We start from the raw sequence: 17,875 nt of genomic DNA, 5'->3' as shown, positions 1-17,875 counted from the left end.
TAGTATCATACAATATGCAGGAACCCAAAGTTTTTCTAGCTGCTAACCTTCGATTGCTCAGGCAGCGTAAGAAACTGAGCCAACAAGAGCTAGCCAACGTTCTTAACCTCACCCGTTCGAAAATAAACGCACTGGAGCGTGGCCATATCAAAGCCCCGCCGCCTGAGGATTTTATAAATATCGCAGGTTATTTCAATATCAGCGTAGATAACCTGGTAAAGATTGACCTCACTGCAATGTCGGAACAGGCGGTAAAACAGCTTGAATCCGGAAATGATGGATTCACCACCGGTAGGAATCTGCGCATTCTGCATATCTCGACCGATTCGGATAACAGGGAAAACATTGCCTATGTACCGGTCAAAGCTAAAGCAGGTTATCCCACAGGCTTTAACGACCCGGAATATATCGCAGGACTTCCGAAGTTCAATTTTCCCGTGCTTCCTGACGGCAAGACCTTCCGTATGTTTCCTACTGAAGGTGATTCCATGCTTCCTATACCTGAGGGCAGCGACATCATTGCTTTCTATGTCCAGGACTGGCGGTCGTTAAAGCCTGCCACGCTGGGTATCGTTGCCTTGCATGGCGACCAGGAACTTGTCTTCAAGCAAATAACTATTGAAGGCGATGAAGTATTACTGGAATCGCTCAACACAGCTTACGAACCTTATAAGGTCAAGCTTTCCGATGTACTGGAAATCTGGCAATATTACAGTTTCCACTCCAGGATTGTCCCCAAAAAGGCTTCAGATCTCGGTGAGATCAGCAAGAGCCTATCTGATCTGAAACGGGACGTAAAAGCAATTCAAAGTAAACTTGATAATGGTTAGGTTCCCTTATCGAAAATTATCCAACAGCTCCAATTTATCAAGATAGAAAAAATTAAATGAACACAGCGGACCTTACCAATTGTGACAAAGAACCCATACATATACCCGGCAATATCCAGCGTCATGGATTTCTGATTGTTGTCGATAAGGATCATATGATAACGCATTGTAGTGAAAATGTCGTCGATCATATCAATATGACCAGCTATGAACTGTTAGGTCATATCTTTGACGATTTCAACCATCTTTTCGGCAAAGATGATGAGTCCGGCTTTTTAGGCGGCCTTATGGACCTTGCTTCCGGTTCTTCAATGGATAATGCCTATCCCCTGAACTTCGGTTCACAGGACTGGAACCTGATCGTTCATAATTCCGGGGAATTTTTCCTGCTGGATTTCGAGCCGCAACGCTCCGATCTGGAGCCTGATCTGCAGGACATTGTTGGCCAGTCCCTTTCTCAGATACTTGGCGACCGCAACCTTGGGGAAATCCTTAAAAATGCATCTTTGAAGATCAGGGAGTTGATCGCTTACGACAGGGTCATGATTTACAGGTTCGACCAGGATGGGGATGGCGAGGTCGTAGCGGAAGCCTGTGATCCAGGCCTGGACTCCTGGGTTGGTCTGCACTATCCCGCATCAGATATTCCCAGGCAGGCCAGAGATCTGTATCGGATCAACTTGACGAGGCTCATCAGCGATGTTGATTCTGCACCATCCCCGGTACGGACAAAGCTTACGGCTCCCCTTGACCTTACCCATAGCCCACTGCGGGCAGTTTCGCCTATTCACATCCAATACTTAAAAAACATGGGTGTAGCGTCAAGCTTCAGTGTGTCACTGGTTCATAAGGGGGAATTATGGGGTCTGATTGCCTGCCACAATTATACGCCAAGGTTTATCAACTTTAACCAGCGCAGGTCGGCAAAGCTGATCGGGCAGATCCTTAGTTCGGCCATCAGTTACCAGGAACAACAACAGGAACAGCACCTGCTCAACCAGCAGCAGTCTGCTATAGCTGCTCTTTCCAGCAACCTGCTCAAAGGCAGTGATGTAAATGAAGCGCTATTCGATACGCAGATTAATATTGGGGATGCAGTCAGTTGTAGCGGAGCTGCAATGCTTTTTGATAACGAGCTGAGCGTTTGCGGCGAAGTACCCGCCCGGGAATTCCTGGAGCCATTTTTTGCCTGGCTGTCCGAGAACATGAAAGATGACATTTTCGATACCGATGACCTTGCGGCAATTTACCCTGCTTCGAAGGAAGTTGCTGCCCAGGCAGCAGGCGTCATGGTTTGCAGGCTTGCAAAAGATCTTCCTGAATTTTTGATATGGTTCCGCCCGGAGAAAATAAAGACCGTCAACTGGGCCGGTAACCCTCATCAAAAATCGGTATCTATCGACCCGATGGAGGTTATTTCCCCACGCAATTCATTTGAGCTTTGGATCGAAGAAGTGAGGGGCAGATCTTTAAAGTGGCTACCTCATGAACGCAGAATTGCACTCCTCCTCAGAGATGAGATCAATTATGCTATCGGAAGAAAGGCAACCGAGCTCAGGGCATTGAATCTGCGCTTGCGGGATGCTTATGCAGAACTGGATACTTTTGCCTATACCGTTTCCCATGATCTTAAGAATCCGATAACTGTTATTAAAAGTTATGCGCAGTTGATCATGGGTGCAAAAAGTATTGGTCAGGCAGGTAAGATGGCCGATAAGATCCACAGCAGTGCAGAGCGTATGCGCAGGATGATCGACGAAATTCTGGATTATTCCCGTGCCGGCCAGTCTGCACTTTCTATGCAGCATATAGAGTTATTGCCTATCCTGGAAGAAATCAGAGCAGATCTGTTGCTGAGCTATCCCGGTAGCAATCTGGAAATAAACTTTGGCCCTACGCCCAGCATCCAGGGAGACCGGCTGATGATCCGCCAGGTGTTCAGTAACCTGATGGAAAATGCGGTTAAGTATTCTCAGGAAAATGAAAATGCTACAGTCACCGTTACCGGTGAGATCAAAGGCGAGGGGGTTCAATATAGTATTATTGACAATGGTATGGGTATAGATGAGCTTGAGCATGGCAAAGTATTCGAGCTTTTTGAACGGTCCTCAGAAGTCAAAGCTATAAGTGGTACAGGTGTTGGCCTGGCAATTGTAAAAAGAATTATGGAACGTCATGAAGGTTCCATCCGGCTGGAAAGCGAACCCGGGAAAGGAACGATTTTTTACCTGGAATTTATCGGTTAACACCTTATAAAATCAAGTGCTGAGTGCTATTAACCTAGAATAGGTTGAAATTGTTTTAAGTCAGATTGATGCCGGGGCTATGAACTCGAAAAAAAATATCACGCTCGCTGTCAATATAAAATGCCTTATTAAAATTAGTATGGAGAACGTACGATAAAATGTTGTTTGATTAAGCTTACCGATAAACGTCAAAACTTAATTAATCATTCGATCTGGTTGCAAGCTGCGTTAAATAGTTAACCGCATCTGCCAGCACAGATTGTACCTGGGCGAACCTAAAATAGATTAAATTTCCCCGCTCCAACCTTAATTTTGCTAATAATGCAGGATGGTTATTTGTGCTGATCTGAATATAAAATCCTATTGTTTCATTTTGCTCATTTTTGATGTCATGTAGCCCGGTATATATTAAAGCATCAACCTCTTCTTCTGTCAGGTTCAATAGAATCGCCAGATAGTAATTTGGTTGCCCATTTAATGTTTTCATATTTCAGTTCGACAGAAATCGTTATTTTAAGGTTTAGTCTATAGTTAAATTATATAAACTAATGGATGACAACGTCGCATTGGAATCAAGAGCGGCTTTATCCCATTAACTATACGTTATAGTCCGGTAAATGCAGCTCACTTTCCGGATGTTTTTTATTGTTGCTAAAAAGTCCCATAACCATTTTGGCTGGTCTGCTACCAACTACCCTAAACAAAGAATTGAGCACCGCCACACCCCATGTCGTTTTGGGATACACCAGGCGGGGTACGCCGGGCGGGAGTTTCTGAACTTTTGCCACAAATGGACGAAGCCTTTTTTCATAAGCGACGAATGCTTCATTATGTTCTGCCCGGCAAAGTTCTCCTGCGATTATATAAGCTCCTGATATGGCCAGGTCGGTACCTTTCCCACCTATAGGCGTGACACAATAGGCCGCATCTCCTATCATCGCAACCCGCCCCTTGTGCCACCGCGGTGCTAATACCTGGCTTAAACGTTCGAGATACAGATCATCACTATTCATTATTTCCTGGATCAGCCGTGGACCCTCCCAGCCAGAATATTGGATTTTTTTGATAAGCAGATTTTTTTGTTGATCTGAAGGCAGTTTTTCGTAACCCATTTCGGGGGAACGAAAATTGATACAGGCCCGTGTCGTACCGTAATTGTCAGGCCGGAGCAGAAAAACAATTCCTCCTTTGGCATTGCACCAGCGTGCCCAGTTGCTATCCGTATCCGTCTTGGTGGCTGTGAAGTAGGATGTGTAAAGCCCGAGGTATCGAAACTGCACTTCATTTCCAAAAACCTTCCGTCGTGTGGAAGAACCAATTCCCTCGGCGATGATGACTGCGTCAAATGTTTCTGATAGATCGTCTGCAAAATTAACCGCTACACGGTCGCCTCTGTCCTCAATTACCTGAATATAGTTGCCAAACCTAATGGTTGCTTTATTCTTTACCTTATCATAGAGTATTTTAACCAGGTCTCCCCTTAAAATCTCGAGCTCCTGGGTCATGCTCAAGGCATCATCCTTGGGAAATTCAGCTACAGTCAGATCATTGATGTCTACAAATCGAATCCCTACTTCAGTTGTATTTGCTTTCCTGATCTTTTCTTCCAACTGCATTTTTTTGATAATTTCCCACGCAGGACCTTTTACATCAATATTTTGTCCACCAAGCCTCAGTTCCTGATTGCGTTCGACTACAGTTACTGCGAACCCATAATGTTCCAGCCAGTATGCAGCAGTCAATCCGGCAATACTGGCACCGGAAATAAGAATTTTACGATTGATCATTGTGGAGATTTAGGGCCTCAGATAATATGCGTTGTGAAAACACGTAAATCCGGAATAATGTTTTACAGTTTATCAATATGCCTGACAGACGCTATCGGACTTTAACTGAACTAATGATTTCGTTGCGTCATTTTGGATTCAGTCATATCCGCCGACAATATTACCCATTCTCCGCTATCCTCAATCCTGCATGCATTTAGATAGCACATTTAGGTAATTGGATATTAGAAACATTAACCTACTCACTATCTATAATAATACAATAATTGCCTCATAATGGTAGATTTGAAAATTTTAGTGTCGGAGTTGGAAATGGTTAACTAAATTCCAGGATGCTATTGAAATCGTCGCTGGTCTCGGACAATACTATACATCAACCTTTTTCTGCTTTCCAAAGCTTTTTCATTTGTTGATACTTTGGCATTGCTTCAGCCATTTTATACAGGCGATAAAATATCTTAGCTGATTCGGCCTTTTGTTCGGTTCCGGTTCCACGTTCAAGAAGTAGGTAACTGTTTTTGGTGTCATATTTTTGGCCCCCTTTATAATTAGCATATCTCCTTGCCCGTGTAAAACCCATCTGCAGATATTTCCTCGCCATATCTGCCCCGACAAAATCATCGGATCCAAGATAGTCTAAAAACATTTCGTAGATCTTTTCACCACTTTCGGTTGCAATTTCAGGGGTTTTAAACCGCCAGTACATGCCGATTTCTGTTTTATACGGTTCGCAGGTCAGTACACCTTGTTCTCCTTTGCCAACACGATACATTTCCGGATGCTCGCGGTAGTTGATGTCCGGCCTCCAGGCATAGCTGCCCTTATCAAAATTGAGGTAAGACGGTTTAGTTACAGCGCTCATAATTGTTTGTCTGATCTACTTTTTTATAACAACGTGCAGCAAGGATGGTTTCCCATACTTTAATAAGAAATTGACAGATGCCAGTTATATGCGCCATAAATTGCAGGGTCTATCACTATTTACCAGCAATTTCAGGAAGTGACAAAACTTTAAAGATATTTAATTGTTAAACGAATTGATATTTGATAACTATTGGTTTTACCGTATTCTTACGTATAAGACTATAACTAATATAAACTGTAATTTTTTGGATACTTCAGATAACGGCAAATTTGAACTGTTAAGCAGCTCAATGACCGATAACTTTAAACTCCTGGTCAAGGCGCTTGATTCGTCAGTATCAGGGATTGTTATAACAGATAACAGCTTGGAAGACAATCCCATTGTTTATTGCAATGCTGCCTTCGAGGCAATTAGCGGATACCCCCGAAATGAAATTATCGGCCATAACTGCAGGTTCCTTCAGGCTGATGACCGGAGCCAGAAAGAGCGGGATCAGCTTAGGGAAAGTATCAAAAATGGCAAGGACTGCTTTGTGGAAATCAGGAATTATCGCAAAAACGGAGACTTATTCTGGAATGAACTTTACATGGCACCGGTCAAAGATCCTGATGGAAATATCACCCACTTTATTGGCGTTCAAAACGATGTTTCCAAAAGGAAAGCTGTAGAACAGGATCTTCGGCAACAGAAGGCGATAATGGAGCAGCGCGTTGAGGATCGAACTATGGCACTTCGCGATAGTGAAGCCTTTTTGACAAGTATTATTGAAACCGTCAGGGAGGGTTTACTGGTTTTAGATCCGGATTTCAAAGTCCTAAGTGCAAATCAACACTTTCTCAAAACGTTTAAAGTCAACGCCGAAGAAACCGTAGGGGTTAACCTTTATGCGCTGGGTAACAATCAGTGGGACATAGCCAGGTTGCGGGATTTGTTGCTGGAGATATTGCCGACAAGTAATCCTGTAGTAGATTTCGAGGTTGAACATGACTTTCCGCATATTGGTAAGAAACTCATGTTACTCAATGCCTACCGGATTGAGCTCGAAGGTCAATTCAAGGATCAGATTCTGCTAGCCATAGAAGATATTACAGACCGCCGGGAAATTGAGCGCCGAAAGGATGATTTTCTTTCCATTGCCAGTCATGAGCTGAAAACCCCTCTAACTACAATCAAGGGCTATATGCAGATCCTGGAACGGAGCATACCGGAACAGGCGTCTGAGAAGTTTACGGCCACCCTCGGTAAAATATCTGCCTATGTCGAAAGGCTAAATAACCTCATCTCAGAATTACTTGATGTTTCCAAAATACAGACCGGAAATATTACCCTTCACAAAGCTGATTTTGATTTTGATAAAATGGTATTGGAAGTTATCGAAGGTATCGGGACCTCTGCACCCAGACATAAAATTTTGCTCCAGGGCCGCTCCGAGTCAACCGTCCACGCTGATGAATCCCACATCGTACAGGTACTTAATAATTTGTTGTCTAACGCTATCAAATATGCTCCTGAATCCCTTAATGTTGAGGTGAGCGTCTCCAGTGTAAGTGATTTTGTTAAAGTATCTGTCCGCGATTTCGGCCTGGGCATGAATGCTGAAGATAAAAAAAGGGCATTCGAACGTTTTTACCGGAGCAGCGAAGTCCAAAAGCGGTTTTCCGGAATGGGTATCGGTCTTTATATCTGCGATCAGATCATACAGAATCACAATGGTACACTATGGGTAGATAGTGAAAAGGGAAAAGGGTCAACTTTTAGTTTCACACTTCCAAAAAATAAGGTTCAGGATAATGGGCGCTAAAAAAATATTGATCTGTGATGATGACCGGGGCATTATCGATGTCCTGGAAATGGTCCTGGAAGAAACAGGTCACCGGGTAATTACCGAAACTAACAGCTTAAATGCACGTGCAATTATTGATTCCGAAAAACCAGACTTGATTATCCTTGATCTGTGGATGCCCGTGCTATCAGGAGATCAAATCCTTCAGATGATCCGCCGTACACCTGAAACACAGGATATACCTGTAATAATTATATCCGCCAGCAGGGATGGTGCACAGATTGCTACTGAAGCCGGGGCGAACAAATTTATCGCAAAGCCGTTCGATATCTATGATATGGTTGATTCGGTTGAGGCACTATTGGCTTAAACATCTAAGTATGTTTTAAACCTTAAAGAGCGTTCAAATCTTTAAGGCAGTCATCTGCTCTCAACAAGATCTCTTCTCGCATATCATTATCCATTTTATCCCAGGCACGGTACACCAAACTGAGCCTGGGATTTTTTTCCAGCTCATCCCGGTGCCGGTCATGGAAATCCCAATAGAGACTGTTAAAGGGACAGGATTTAGGACCTGTTTTCTCTTTCCGGTCATAGTAGCAGCCTTCGCAGTAGTTGCTCATCTTGTGGATATAATTGGCGCTCGCGGTATAAGGTTTTGATCCGGTCATACCTCCATCTGCATATTGGCTCATGCCGCGGGTATTGGTGATCTCCACCCATTGGATCGCATCTATATAAATGCCCAGGTACCAGAAATCAACTTCCGCTGGATTAATTCCGGCCAGCAGTGCAAAATTTCCTGTAATCATCAGCCGTTGAATGTGATGTGCGTAGGCATGGTTTAGCGATTGGGTGATACTGTACTTTAGGCACCTCATCTTCGTTTGTCCGGTCCAGTACCAATCTGGCAGCTTCCTTTCATAACCGAAATAATTCATGCTTTCAAAATCCGGCATTTTAAGCCAATAAATGCCGCGCATGTATTCCCTCCAGCCAAGTATCTGCCGGATAAAGCCTTCAACCTGATTGATAGCGATACTGGTTGGATTGCTGATCCACGCCTGAATCGCACCACTAATAACTTCTTTGGGCGACAACATTTTTGTATTCATGCTAAAGGAAAGTCGTGAGTGGTACAAAGACCATTCATCGCTATGCATTGCATCCTGAAAGGTCCCGAAAAGTGGTAAGCAATTTTCCAGGAAATGGTTTAGCAGTTCTAGTGATTGGGTTCTGGTCACCGGCCAATAAAAGTTCTGCGGATCAATCGTACCTATGGTTTTGATACCTGCCTGTTTAACGCGCTCGTGTATCTTGCGCATATCATTATTGAACAAATATGGCTGGTCGGGATTATGATTTTTAGGAAGTTTTTTCCGGTTTTCCTCATCGAAATTCCATCTGCCCTGTTCCGGCCCATCACCATTAACAAGCACATTGTGCTTTCTGCGCATCTCCCTGTAAAAGGTTTCCATCAGTAAGCCTTTCTTATCCTGAAAAAAGACCCCAAGCTCTTCACGTGTGGTATAAAAGTGTTCTGTGTCAAAAGACTGACTAGGGATTTGCAATTTTTCACAAAAGGCTTTCAACTCAATATCCAGCCTGTATTCATCCGGCATTTGATATTGGAATTCTTCGATGCTATGGCGTTGTATAAGCGCTGCACAATTAAGAGGAAAACTCTGTTTATTTTCACTGTCATCAAGCTTAAGGTAAATAAAATCATGGCCTTCTTCGATCCGTTCTTCCGCAAACTGTTCCATCGCTAAGAAAAAAGCACATACCTTTTGAATATGGTGCCAAACGTAATCTGTTTCACTTCTTACTTCCATCATTACATAAAGCGTATCCGGGTCAATGGTGGTAAACCATGAATGTTGTAGGTTGAGCTGATCGCCCAAGAGTAGCTTTAACCGTTTATACTTTTTTTTCATGCTTTTCACTTTTGCATCTATGGCTGCAATAAATTACCTGATCCCAACCCTTGCTCCATTTCTTCCGCCACAAGAAGGGTCTGTTGCAGACAGGACAGATCTTCGAAGGAAAGTTTTGTTTCTTGAGGGTTTTCATAGGGCCAATGCTTCCGGGCGATCGACAGTCTTTCTGATATACAGGCAAAATAGACTCTTATAATAACCAAAAATCAATTTTAAATAGAGACCTAGTATCATACGCAAAAAAAACCGGAGCAATTTATCTGCATCCGGTTTTGCTTTATTATTTGTTTGGAGTATCTAATCCTCTGCCTGTTTTGTGCTGGAGTTCGTCTATACGCTTTGAAGCCTCAGATTTTGTCAGCGTATCATCGAACTCTTCACCTGCCTCGTCAGAGAGGGTTTTTAAATAGGAGCCTTGTGCTCCGGTCATTGATTCATCTCCTGTCGTCCAATCATCAGGATTCTTAACTGTGTTATCGCCTGATACCTTATTCGTATTATGACCAGGTTGCTGTTCATCACGCGGCGGATTAAGTTCTTCGCTATTGCTCATAAGATAATTTTTTATTTTACTAATTCAACAAAAGAAATCGCCCAAAGTTTAATTTAATTTATAACGGCCGTAAGGAAATGCGCGCACCGAAATAGAAGTTTAAGACATCCGCAGTTAAGGGATATCTGCTTTCAACATCGAAAAAAATTGCGAAGATAACTTTCTCAAATTCCTGCCCTGTTGAAACTACCACAACAGTATTAAAATGAACATCAGTAATTAATGAAGAATTATTATATTAGCAACTAGAGCGTTAGTTAAACGGGGTGCGGCACTGCTGTATTCCGTTTTTTATTATCAAATCTTCAATTACAGACGGAAACCGGCTCTATTATGCCCATAAGCAGTAAAATATCTTTGAGCTTTTCCGATCTCGCTTTAGCTAATAACTAGCGTTATTTCCATGGTGCAATCACCATTCTATTTAGTTCAAGTGAGCATAAATATATTTTCTCAATGCTATTGTATTATATAAAATTTATACATACGTTTGATTCATTCATCCTTGTATTATCTAACTTACTTAAACTATAGCATTGATGATAAATATACGCTCCAATTTTCAGACACAATTACTTAATAGTAATTCTACTACAGGCAAAAATTTTTTCAGTTTGCCAGTTAATGCACGTAAGGGATTAACACCTCTTGTTATCAGTCAATGCAGGGCTGCGATTCTGGCATTGGGCCTGATGTTATTTGCTTTATCCCTAACTATTAAACCGGCTTCAGCTCAATCTGCTAAAACTTCCGTTACACCAAACCTTCATAAAACCAACAACTTAATAAGTCATCTTACGAAGCTATCGCCCTCGAACCTATTCCTTAAAGGACAGAAACCTGTTAATGGCCTTACCTATCACTATTCCAATTGGAACGGCAAAGGTGGTATCCAGGTTTTTTCGGGTGGCGAAAATGTGAAGATGCTAAGCATCATTGCTATAAGCAACGCCGAAAGTTTATCCCACCTTAAAACACCCATCCCTATTGACCAATTGATCACCGACCTGCTCGGTAAAGCCGATGCAGAATGGTTCAGTCAGCGTCTACCAAAACTTACAACCTTAAAAAAGGAACTGTATAGTAAAGATAAACAGGTTGCAATAGCCTATGATCAGCATGTTCAGAAGTTAACAGTGACCTTAAGATTGCTTTAAAAAAACGGATGCCAGCCCGGAATCTATATTAACCTTTATTAAAAACTTACATCATGAAAAAACTATTAGCATTTGCATTACTAATTTTTGCTTTGTCCGGCGCTGCCTCTGCCGCTTCTAAAAGCAAACCATCAGTTCAACCAGTTGACCACACTATAGTATTTAAAGAGATCACTAAAACCAAAAAGCTGGAGGAAGGTACGCGGGTTTATCTGTTTACCACGACCTGCGGCCTTTGGATCTTGACCGCAACCGATGCGCGCGATATCAGCCCTCTTGGCTATGTTGCTGTCTGGGCTGCTTTCCAGGCCGCTTGCTACGAACTATAACCATTAACTAACAATCGGAGCTGGCACTCCTTTTTGTTTTGAAAATCAAATAGTCAATTCCAAAACATAATTCTAAACTATTAAATCATGAAAAAATCAATTCTAACATTAGCGCTGATCATATTGACCTCGGTTGGTATGGTAGCATCGGCAAGTAATCATAATCCGGTTAAATACAAAACATTTGATGTGTCCAAAGACCTGAAAACGGTTCAGGCAAAGGCAAAACAATTAAGAATAACCCAGGAAGACCCGATCGCATGGACGGCCTTCCTGTTGGACTGCGGCTTCGTTGTTGCCGTTAAAACAACAAGCGAGCTCAGCAATTCTGCATTGGCAACTATGCAGACCGCACTGAACTACGCTTTTTGCTGGTAATAATTAACTGAATCCGGAATTGACTATTTAAAACATGAACCACATTAAAAAAACATTTCTTGCCCTGTTCGTACTGATCCCAATCCTTTCTTTTGCGCAGGAGAAAGACCTTGTTGTTGCAAAAGCCTATTATAAGTTTACCCATATCCGTGATACTATTAACCTTTCCCGCACCGTTGAGGATAATATGTTGCTGCTACTTGGCAAAACATCCACGGCATATAAAAGCTATACAAAAATGGCCCATGATTCTATTATGCTGGCCAACATGGAGAAAATGAAAAAGACACAGATCTCCAGCCCGGGACAGAGTGGTACGGGAACTCAGATTTATGTTTATCAGAAACAGAAAAAAGCCTTTCAGCTTGATCCGTTGATCAAAGATTATTATTATGAGATCAAGTATCCGGTAATAAAATGGAGTATAAAAAGCGATACCACTACCATTTCCGGCCTCAAATGCCAGAAAGCGACCGGAACCTGGGGAGGCCGTATCTATGATGCATGGTTTTGTCCTGACCTTCCCTTTAATGCAGGCCCATGGAAGCTTAGGGGATTGCCGGGCCTGATCGTTGCCGCATCGGACAGGAAAAAGCAGGTTGTTTTTGAATTTACAGGTTTTACAAAAAGCGATAAAAAAGATGCCTATATTGAACCGCCTGTTGGATATATCGCTACAAACGAAAAACAATATAACAAAATGCATGAAGCCTTCCTTAACGATCCCATTGCTTATATGAAATCTGTTATGCCGGAAATAAAATCAATCGTACCGCCAAGTAAATACGTCAGGAAACCACCGATCAACAATCCAATGGAATTGCCGGAAAAATAGTATGAGATTTTACCTGCTGCTTTTTCTTCTGTTTACATCCTTTACCGTTTCGGCGCAGACCATTTCCGGAAAGATCACCGATAGCTTAGGCAGGGAGGTTTCTGGTGCTAACATCAGCCTCAAAAAAAGGAGCATTATCGTTGCCTACCAGATATCGGGAGATGACGGCACTTATAGCTTTTCTCTTTCAAAAGGCATTGCTGATTCCCTGGAAATGTTTGTTTCGGCCCTCGGCTACAAACCTTTTTCCTTGAGGCTTCAGCCGCAAAGGAATGTTTACAACATAACGCTTGGCAATTCACCGCACCAATTGGAAACGGTACAGGTCAAAAACAACATACCGCGAATCCGCATGAACGGTGATACGATTTCCTATAAAGCATCCGCTTTTCAAAACAAAGGCGACCGAGTGATCGGTGATGTGCTCAAACGGATACCGGGCATCATTGTAGCCAAAGATGGAAAGATTTCTTTTAATGGTAAAGCCATTTCCAATTTCTACATCGATGGTGACGATGTCTTGGATGACCGCTACAATATTGCAACACGGTCGGTGCCTCCAGGTATTGTCGATCAGATCCAGGTCTTTCAGAACCACCAGCCCGTAAAACTTTTAAAAAATAAAGTTTACAGCAACAATGTGGCCTTAAACCTGACCCTGAAAGAGGATGCAAAATTGAAGCTTATTGGTAACGAGACCATTGGCGGAGGCATCAAGGATAAATATTTTGCTGATCTGAGCGGCATGCTATTTAAAAAGAGACATAAAGGCTTAAACCTCATCAAAGCCAATAATACTTCCATCGATCTGATGGAGGATCTAAAAAAGCATGACCTCGAATCTTTCCAGAAACGCATTGATAATGTTACGCCCCAACCCTTGTTAAGCAGCGGTACTAAAAACCCGGACCTCGACAATGAACGCTATCTCCGTAACAGTTCACAGATGTATAATACCAATAGCCTGATTAAATTACGGCAGGATGAGCAGTTTCGGCTAAATGCCTATTACCTTCATGACCGAAAATTAAATGATTACACCACATCCACTTTGCTTCGCCTGCCTACCGGAAATGTAAATTATGGCAATAGCGAATCTTCTACTGCCATCCGTAATGCTGTAAATGCCAATTTGAATTATCTTATCAATAAGGATAGCTATTACCTGAGTGAAAGTTTCGTGTATGCTAATGATAAATCTTTGTCTGGTTCTGACATCATCAATAGTACACCCTTTTCTTCACGACAGGATTATAATGTCCGCAGTATCTCAAATGAACTAAATTTAATGCGGTACACAAAGGCGGACAATATCTTTGAAATCTACAGTTATGTTGGCTTCAACGACAATACACAGAAAGCTTTGTACGATCCCGGCATATTTACCGATCTTTTTAATTCCGGTACTCCATTCCCCTGGCTTCGGCAAACCGGTACCAACGCTGATAAATTCACCAATAATTACGCAACTATACGATTTGCAGGAAAAAACGTAACGCACTCCTATAAGCTGGGCATGACCTATCAGGATGTAGATCTCGTTTCCGGAATTGATGCAACCGGCCTATCAACACTCCCCGACAGCCTGGCAAACAACCTGTCCTGGAAAAAAGCTAAGGTTTACGCCGAGGCTTCGATTGATCTGACGCTTAAAAAACTTAAAGTAAATATTGCCGTCCCAATTTTTTTTCAAAGCCTAAATGCCAAAGACCCGGGCTATGGCTACAGCAATAAAATTGACCGGTACTTTATCAATCCCTCAGTTTCATTGCGCTACGATGTTGGTAAGGAAAGTGATCTTTCCCTGACTTATACCATGAGAAATGACCTAGGTATACCTAATGATCTCTACCGGGGCTATATTATCACGGGTTTCCGTAACCTGAATACCAATGACGGACAGTTCGCCGATACAAGGAATACGGCTACTTCACTGGGTTATTCCTACCGCAAAACAGAAAACATGTTTTTCCTTAGCCTCTTTGCAGCCTATAATCGTAACCACAACAGTAGTATCCGCTCCCAGGTCTATTTTGGCAGTTATCAAAGGAACATCTTACTGCACCTACCTAACAACTCAGATTCCTACAGCCTAAATGCGCGGGCAAGCAAATATGTATTCCCCTTATACACTACAGTAACGATCAGTTCGAATCTGGCCTATAATACCTCCAGACAATTACAAAACGGACAGCTTATCCCAATAAGCTTTTATTCGTCACGCTTTGAGGCCAATACCGAAAGTAATATCAACAAGAAATTTTCATTGAGCGGAAATATTCTGTATTCCCGCTATCAAACAAAACCAACAGGTAACGTATCCGTTCCCAATATCGGCCAGCTACAATACAGGCTCGGACTCGAATACGAATTCAGCGACAGTTTCAGTGTAAAAGCAGCCAATAGCTATTACTCATTTTTGAGATCGGATATGGAAGGCCTCCGCTATAACTTTACGGATGCTTCTGCAAGATATAATTTTCCTAAAACGAAGCTGGATCTGGTAATAAGCCTGAACAATATATTTGATGTAAAGACCTATCGTACAGCCAGTCTAAACGATCTCTCAGAGACAAATACGGCTTACACCTTACCAGGGAGGATGATACTTGCGAAACTGAACTTCAGCCTTTGATAACAGCGACAGAAGGCTAAGGTCAATTAAGGGTCCTTACGAAGATAGGCCGGGTTAAGAGGGATGCACAAAAATAATTTGCTGTATTGATCTAAGCATTAATTCTGATACAGAATAGATCATCGCTGCATTCCGTTTAAATTGGTTAAACCATCTACCGGCTAATCTCAATAGATACTCTTCTGCCTGAAAAGACTTCATTTCAATATCATGGTCCGTTCCGATCTGTTTAGCCCCCCCTTCCACGCTAGCCGATAACCTGATGAGCTCGCCCAGGATGAACCTACCAATTTAATTTTTATATTAGCCGTTGAGAGCGTTAATTAAACGGTGTACGGCATTGCTGTATTCCGTTTTCCTTTTTCTACCTGGCCGTTCCCTTCGGCCCGGGCTTTCCGCTCTAATTCCTCGCTATGCTGCGGGATTCCGCTTCCATCCCTAACGGACATTACAAGGATTTATGACCGCTATATTTCCCGCGTATTAATCATTCCTTTCCGATAGTGGTACCCCATACCATATTTATTCTTTGATCATTATCGTAGTGATACATCCATTCTACATCCCTTCCGCATAACGGCTCTTCAAAACAAGATTGAAGCCAACTACCATAAATACATTTTTCGCATTCGAAACGGATAAAAAGGCAGCGAATCTCGTGTAGCCAAGCACCCGCACAAGGGCTGCCAAAAAATTTTTGAATGAACGGTTTCCCCCCAGAGGGTCCCCCCATTAAGTCAAATATTTTTTGGCTTTCTCCATTTGGCTCCACGAAAGTGATTGCTTTCTTTTTTTCCGTTTTTTCTTTTGAAAAATGCTCTTTCGGGCAGGCGGCTGAAAAAGAAAAAAGCGAGAAACAATCAATTTTTTCATCATTAAAATCAACCGTTATGCAAATCAAAGGCAGGTTAACAGCAGATGCAAAACTGCAGACCACAAAAACAGAAAAACAAGTGGTCAATTTCAGTATCGCCCATAACCAGGGCTACAAACCCAAAGGCCAGGCTTACCGTGAAGAGCCGGTATTCTTTAACTGCTCCTATTGGCTCGATCCCTCAGCAGTTGAGCAATTGCTAAAAGGAGCTTTGATAGAAGCTACAGGCCGGATCGGTACTTGGGCATATATCAATCAGGCAGGTAATCCAGTAGCACAGCTCATTTTCCATGTAGATGATTTTGAAATCAAAGCCTACGCAAAGGATCGGGAGCCTTACACAATCCCGGTAAATCAGGATGTAGCAGTTGCGGCAGTTGGCGCAAGTACCTCCGAGGACCTCCCTTTTTAATCCAAACCCAAATCAAAAAAATCTTAAATCAATTTCAATTTTAAAATCATGGCACATAACATTTTTTTCAACGAACAGACAGGCAGACATTCATTTTTTTCTGTGAAAGAGCAGGCATGGCATGGGCTGGGACAGATCGTAAAGGATTATCCGACCAGTTCCGAAGCGATCAAACATGCCGGGCTGGATTACGAGGTCGTAAAGGCTCCGCTCTATATCAAAACGGATGGTCTTGCCATATATGATGGTGGTATGACCATTCAAGAAACAGAGGTAAAAGTTCCGGGTTACTACGCTACAAAAAGAAGGGACAATGATGCCATACTGGGTGTAGTCGGCAAGGATTACCAGATTGTACAGAACGCCGATGCATTTGCCTTCTTTGATGCTATTGTAGGTGGTGGTGATGGTATCCTATATGAAACCGCAGGCGTATTAGGTCAGGGTGAGCGCATATTCATTACCGCAAAGCTGCCCGATATAATCCAGGTGGGCAAAAAAGATATGATAGAAAAATATCTGTTTCTTACTACCTCACATGATGGTAGCGGAAGCATTACTGCAGCCTTTACCCCCATAAGGATCGTTTGTCAGAATACCCTTAACGCTGCGCTCGGTAAAAGTTCCCACACGATTAAAATCCGGCATACCGCAAATGCAAAACAACGTCTTGAAGAAGCACACAAGGTTATGGGGTTATCTAATAAATTGTCCGTTCAGATGGAAGGTATCTTTAACCAATGGGCAAAGGTCAGGATCACAGATGACGAGGTGCGCAAGCTGATCCTTATGGCCATGGCACCCAATAAAGAAACCTTAACGAACCTGATCAAAGGTAAGGATGATGAACTTTCCACCCTATATAAAAACACCTGCAATGATGTCCTTGCTTATGCCATGAACAGCGAGACACAACAAATGGAAACTACAAAGGGTACTGTCTTTGGCGCCTATAATGCGGTCACCGGGTATTTCCAAAACGTCCGCAATTACAAAGACGACGAAGCCAAAGTAAAATCTACCCTTATGGGTGGCACCGCTCAGCTGTACAGCCAAAAGGCATTTAATCTATGTGCAGATTTTTCAAATGACGGAGCCGATATTTTCCAATTCAATTAAATCAACAGGGATGGCCACCCCGGTAGCCATTCCCCTTTTCTCTTAATCTTTCCATACGACCAATTATGAAAAATCACCTGCTCAAATCCCACGTAACGATCCTGGAATATGCAAAGAGGAAAAGCGTATACC

19 protein-coding genes are annotated in these 17,875 nt (G+C 42.6%); 11 read left to right on the top strand and 8 right to left on the bottom strand.

The window, feature by feature from the left end; genetic code table 11:
• The first annotated feature begins 14 nt into the window (after window positions 1–14).
• Both U859_RS0119030 and U859_RS0119025 read left to right on the top strand, forming a co-directional pair.
• Window positions 15–830 carry an XRE family transcriptional regulator gene (locus U859_RS0119030; RefSeq protein ID WP_025144912.1) on the top strand — a complete coding sequence of 272 codons (816 nt, stop codon included), beginning with the start codon at window positions 15–17 and terminating at the stop codon, window positions 828–830.
• Window positions 831–886: 56 nt separating this feature from the next.
• On the top strand, window positions 887–3,076 hold the full coding sequence (locus tag U859_RS0119025; protein WP_025144911.1) for an ATP-binding protein: 2,190 nt from the start codon (window positions 887–889) through the stop codon (window positions 3,074–3,076).
• A 199-nt stretch (window positions 3,077–3,275) separates the two neighbouring features.
• Here the strand turns inward: U859_RS0119025 and U859_RS0119020 are convergent, their stop codons facing one another.
• From U859_RS0119020 to U859_RS0119010, 3 genes are all read right to left on the bottom strand, one after another.
• Window positions 3,276–3,563 (bottom strand): hypothetical protein, encoded by a 288-nt coding sequence (locus U859_RS0119020; RefSeq protein ID WP_025144910.1) that lies wholly within the window; start codon window positions 3,561–3,563, stop codon window positions 3,276–3,278.
• A 109-nt stretch (window positions 3,564–3,672) separates the two neighbouring features.
• Window positions 3,673–4,863 carry an FAD-dependent monooxygenase gene (locus U859_RS0119015; protein ID WP_025144909.1) on the bottom strand — a complete coding sequence of 397 codons (1,191 nt, stop codon included), beginning with the start codon at window positions 4,861–4,863 and terminating at the stop codon, window positions 3,673–3,675.
• A 373-nt stretch (window positions 4,864–5,236) separates the two neighbouring features.
• Window positions 5,237–5,725 (bottom strand): DUF4385 domain-containing protein, encoded by a 489-nt coding sequence (locus tag U859_RS0119010; RefSeq protein WP_025144908.1) that lies wholly within the window; start codon window positions 5,723–5,725, stop codon window positions 5,237–5,239.
• A 247-nt stretch (window positions 5,726–5,972) separates the two neighbouring features.
• Between U859_RS0119010 and U859_RS0119005 the strand changes: the two genes are divergently transcribed.
• Together U859_RS0119005 and U859_RS0119000 are read left to right on the top strand one after the other, a co-directional pair.
• The gene (locus U859_RS0119005; protein ID WP_240183072.1) at window positions 5,973–7,529 is read left to right on the top strand and encodes a PAS domain-containing sensor histidine kinase; all 1,557 of its coding nucleotides are present in this window, start codon (window positions 5,973–5,975) and stop codon (window positions 7,527–7,529) included.
• On the top strand, window positions 7,519–7,881 hold the full coding sequence (locus U859_RS0119000) for a PleD family two-component system response regulator (protein ID WP_025144906.1): 363 nt from the start codon (window positions 7,519–7,521) through the stop codon (window positions 7,879–7,881). Before U859_RS0119005 ends, U859_RS0119000 begins: the two co-directional genes overlap by 11 nt.
• A gap of 22 nt (window positions 7,882–7,903) precedes the next feature.
• On the opposite strand, the gene U859_RS0118995 is transcribed toward U859_RS0119000, so the two are convergent.
• The 3 genes from U859_RS0118995 to U859_RS0118985 form a co-directional block, all read right to left on the bottom strand.
• The gene (locus tag U859_RS0118995; protein ID WP_025144905.1) at window positions 7,904–9,448 is read right to left on the bottom strand and encodes a cryptochrome/photolyase family protein; all 1,545 of its coding nucleotides are present in this window, start codon (window positions 9,446–9,448) and stop codon (window positions 7,904–7,906) included.
• Window positions 9,432–9,584 (bottom strand): DUF2256 domain-containing protein, encoded by a 153-nt coding sequence (locus U859_RS31670; RefSeq protein WP_084153109.1) that lies wholly within the window; start codon window positions 9,582–9,584, stop codon window positions 9,432–9,434. The genes U859_RS0118995 and U859_RS31670 overlap by 17 nt, the downstream gene beginning before the upstream one ends.
• A gap of 147 nt (window positions 9,585–9,731) precedes the next feature.
• A complete protein-coding gene (locus tag U859_RS0118985) occupies window positions 9,732–10,004 on the bottom strand; it encodes a DUF3072 domain-containing protein (RefSeq protein WP_025144903.1) in 273 nt (90 codons plus the stop codon).
• A gap of 539 nt (window positions 10,005–10,543) precedes the next feature.
• On the opposite strand from U859_RS0118985, the gene U859_RS0118980 reads away from it, so the two are divergent.
• From U859_RS0118980 to U859_RS0118960, 5 genes are all read left to right on the top strand, one after another.
• Complete coding sequence (locus U859_RS0118980; RefSeq protein ID WP_025144902.1) at window positions 10,544–11,161, top strand: hypothetical protein; 618 nt, start codon at window positions 10,544–10,546, stop codon at window positions 11,159–11,161.
• Window positions 11,162–11,214: 53 nt separating this feature from the next.
• Window positions 11,215–11,490, top strand: a complete 276-nt coding sequence (locus U859_RS0118975) for a hypothetical protein (protein WP_025144901.1) — start codon at window positions 11,215–11,217, stop codon at window positions 11,488–11,490.
• A gap of 87 nt (window positions 11,491–11,577) precedes the next feature.
• Window positions 11,578–11,868, top strand: coding sequence for a hypothetical protein (locus tag U859_RS0118970; RefSeq protein ID WP_025144900.1), 291 nt, complete (start codon window positions 11,578–11,580; stop codon window positions 11,866–11,868).
• 34 nt (window positions 11,869–11,902) lie between these two features.
• Window positions 11,903–12,703 carry a GLPGLI family protein gene (locus U859_RS0118965; RefSeq protein WP_025144899.1) on the top strand — a complete coding sequence of 267 codons (801 nt, stop codon included), beginning with the start codon at window positions 11,903–11,905 and terminating at the stop codon, window positions 12,701–12,703.
• Between the two features lies 1 nt (window position 12,704).
• Window positions 12,705–15,338, top strand: a complete 2,634-nt coding sequence (locus tag U859_RS0118960; RefSeq protein ID WP_025144898.1) for a carboxypeptidase regulatory-like domain-containing protein — start codon at window positions 12,705–12,707, stop codon at window positions 15,336–15,338.
• A 323-nt stretch (window positions 15,339–15,661) separates the two neighbouring features.
• Here U859_RS0118960 and U859_RS32505 read toward each other — a convergent pair whose 3' ends face one another.
• Together U859_RS32505 and U859_RS32050 are read right to left on the bottom strand one after the other, a co-directional pair.
• Window positions 15,662–15,787: a hypothetical protein gene (locus tag U859_RS32505; protein WP_262496801.1), complete on the bottom strand. Its 126-nt coding sequence runs from the start codon at window positions 15,785–15,787 to the stop codon at window positions 15,662–15,664.
• 38 nt (window positions 15,788–15,825) lie between these two features.
• Entirely contained in the window at window positions 15,826–16,239 is a 414-nt protein-coding gene (locus U859_RS32050) for a hypothetical protein (protein WP_025144897.1), read from the bottom strand.
• Here U859_RS32050 and U859_RS0118945 point away from each other — a divergent pair.
• Both U859_RS0118945 and U859_RS0118940 read left to right on the top strand, forming a co-directional pair.
• Window positions 16,229–16,624 carry a single-stranded DNA-binding protein gene (locus U859_RS0118945; RefSeq protein WP_025144896.1) on the top strand — a complete coding sequence of 132 codons (396 nt, stop codon included), beginning with the start codon at window positions 16,229–16,231 and terminating at the stop codon, window positions 16,622–16,624. The two genes, U859_RS32050 and U859_RS0118945, sit on opposite strands and share 11 nt — an antisense overlap.
• Before the next feature lie 48 nt (window positions 16,625–16,672).
• Window positions 16,673–17,743 carry a DUF932 domain-containing protein gene (locus U859_RS0118940; protein WP_025144895.1) on the top strand — a complete coding sequence of 357 codons (1,071 nt, stop codon included), beginning with the start codon at window positions 16,673–16,675 and terminating at the stop codon, window positions 17,741–17,743.
• The last annotated feature ends 132 nt before the right edge of the window (window positions 17,744–17,875 follow it).

The sequence above is a fragment of the Pedobacter jeongneungensis genome, from assembly GCF_000633455.1.
Classification (GTDB): Bacteria; Bacteroidota; Bacteroidia; order Sphingobacteriales; family Sphingobacteriaceae; genus Pedobacter; species Pedobacter jeongneungensis_A.
Note: the sequence above shows the minus strand (reverse complement) of the source record. Positions and strands in the feature narration are given on the sequence as shown.

Bases quoted from the DNA above. Each gene is read 5' to 3' on its own strand.
- U859_RS0119030 (WP_025144912.1), top strand. From the start codon at position 15: ATGCAGGAACCCAAAGTTTTTCTAGCTGCTAACCTTCGATTGCTCAGG.
- U859_RS0119025 (WP_025144911.1), top strand. From the start codon at position 887: ATGAACACAGCGGACCTTACCAATTGTGACAAAGAACCCATACATATA.
- U859_RS0119020 (WP_025144910.1), bottom strand. From the start codon at position 3,563: ATGAAAACATTAAATGGGCAACCAAATTACTATCTGGCGATTCTATTG.
- U859_RS0119015 (WP_025144909.1), bottom strand. From the start codon at position 4,863: ATGATCAATCGTAAAATTCTTATTTCCGGTGCCAGTATTGCCGGATTG.
- U859_RS0119010 (WP_025144908.1), bottom strand. From the start codon at position 5,725: ATGAGCGCTGTAACTAAACCGTCTTACCTCAATTTTGATAAGGGCAGC.
- U859_RS0119000 (WP_025144906.1), top strand. From the start codon at position 7,519: ATGGGCGCTAAAAAAATATTGATCTGTGATGATGACCGGGGCATTATC.
- U859_RS0118995 (WP_025144905.1), bottom strand. From the start codon at position 9,448: ATGAAAAAAAAGTATAAACGGTTAAAGCTACTCTTGGGCGATCAGCTC.
- U859_RS31670 (WP_084153109.1), bottom strand. From the start codon at position 9,584: ATGAAAACCCTCAAGAAACAAAACTTTCCTTCGAAGATCTGTCCTGTC.
- U859_RS0118985 (WP_025144903.1), bottom strand. From the start codon at position 10,004: ATGAGCAATAGCGAAGAACTTAATCCGCCGCGTGATGAACAGCAACCT.
- U859_RS0118980 (WP_025144902.1), top strand. From the start codon at position 10,544: ATGATAAATATACGCTCCAATTTTCAGACACAATTACTTAATAGTAAT.
- U859_RS0118975 (WP_025144901.1), top strand. From the start codon at position 11,215: ATGAAAAAACTATTAGCATTTGCATTACTAATTTTTGCTTTGTCCGGC.
- U859_RS0118970 (WP_025144900.1), top strand. From the start codon at position 11,578: ATGAAAAAATCAATTCTAACATTAGCGCTGATCATATTGACCTCGGTT.
- U859_RS0118965 (WP_025144899.1), top strand. From the start codon at position 11,903: ATGAACCACATTAAAAAAACATTTCTTGCCCTGTTCGTACTGATCCCA.
- U859_RS0118960 (WP_025144898.1), top strand. From the start codon at position 12,705: ATGAGATTTTACCTGCTGCTTTTTCTTCTGTTTACATCCTTTACCGTT.
- U859_RS32505 (WP_262496801.1), bottom strand. From the start codon at position 15,787: ATGTCCGTTAGGGATGGAAGCGGAATCCCGCAGCATAGCGAGGAATTA.
- U859_RS0118945 (WP_025144896.1), top strand. From the start codon at position 16,229: ATGCAAATCAAAGGCAGGTTAACAGCAGATGCAAAACTGCAGACCACA.
- U859_RS0118940 (WP_025144895.1), top strand. From the start codon at position 16,673: ATGGCACATAACATTTTTTTCAACGAACAGACAGGCAGACATTCATTT.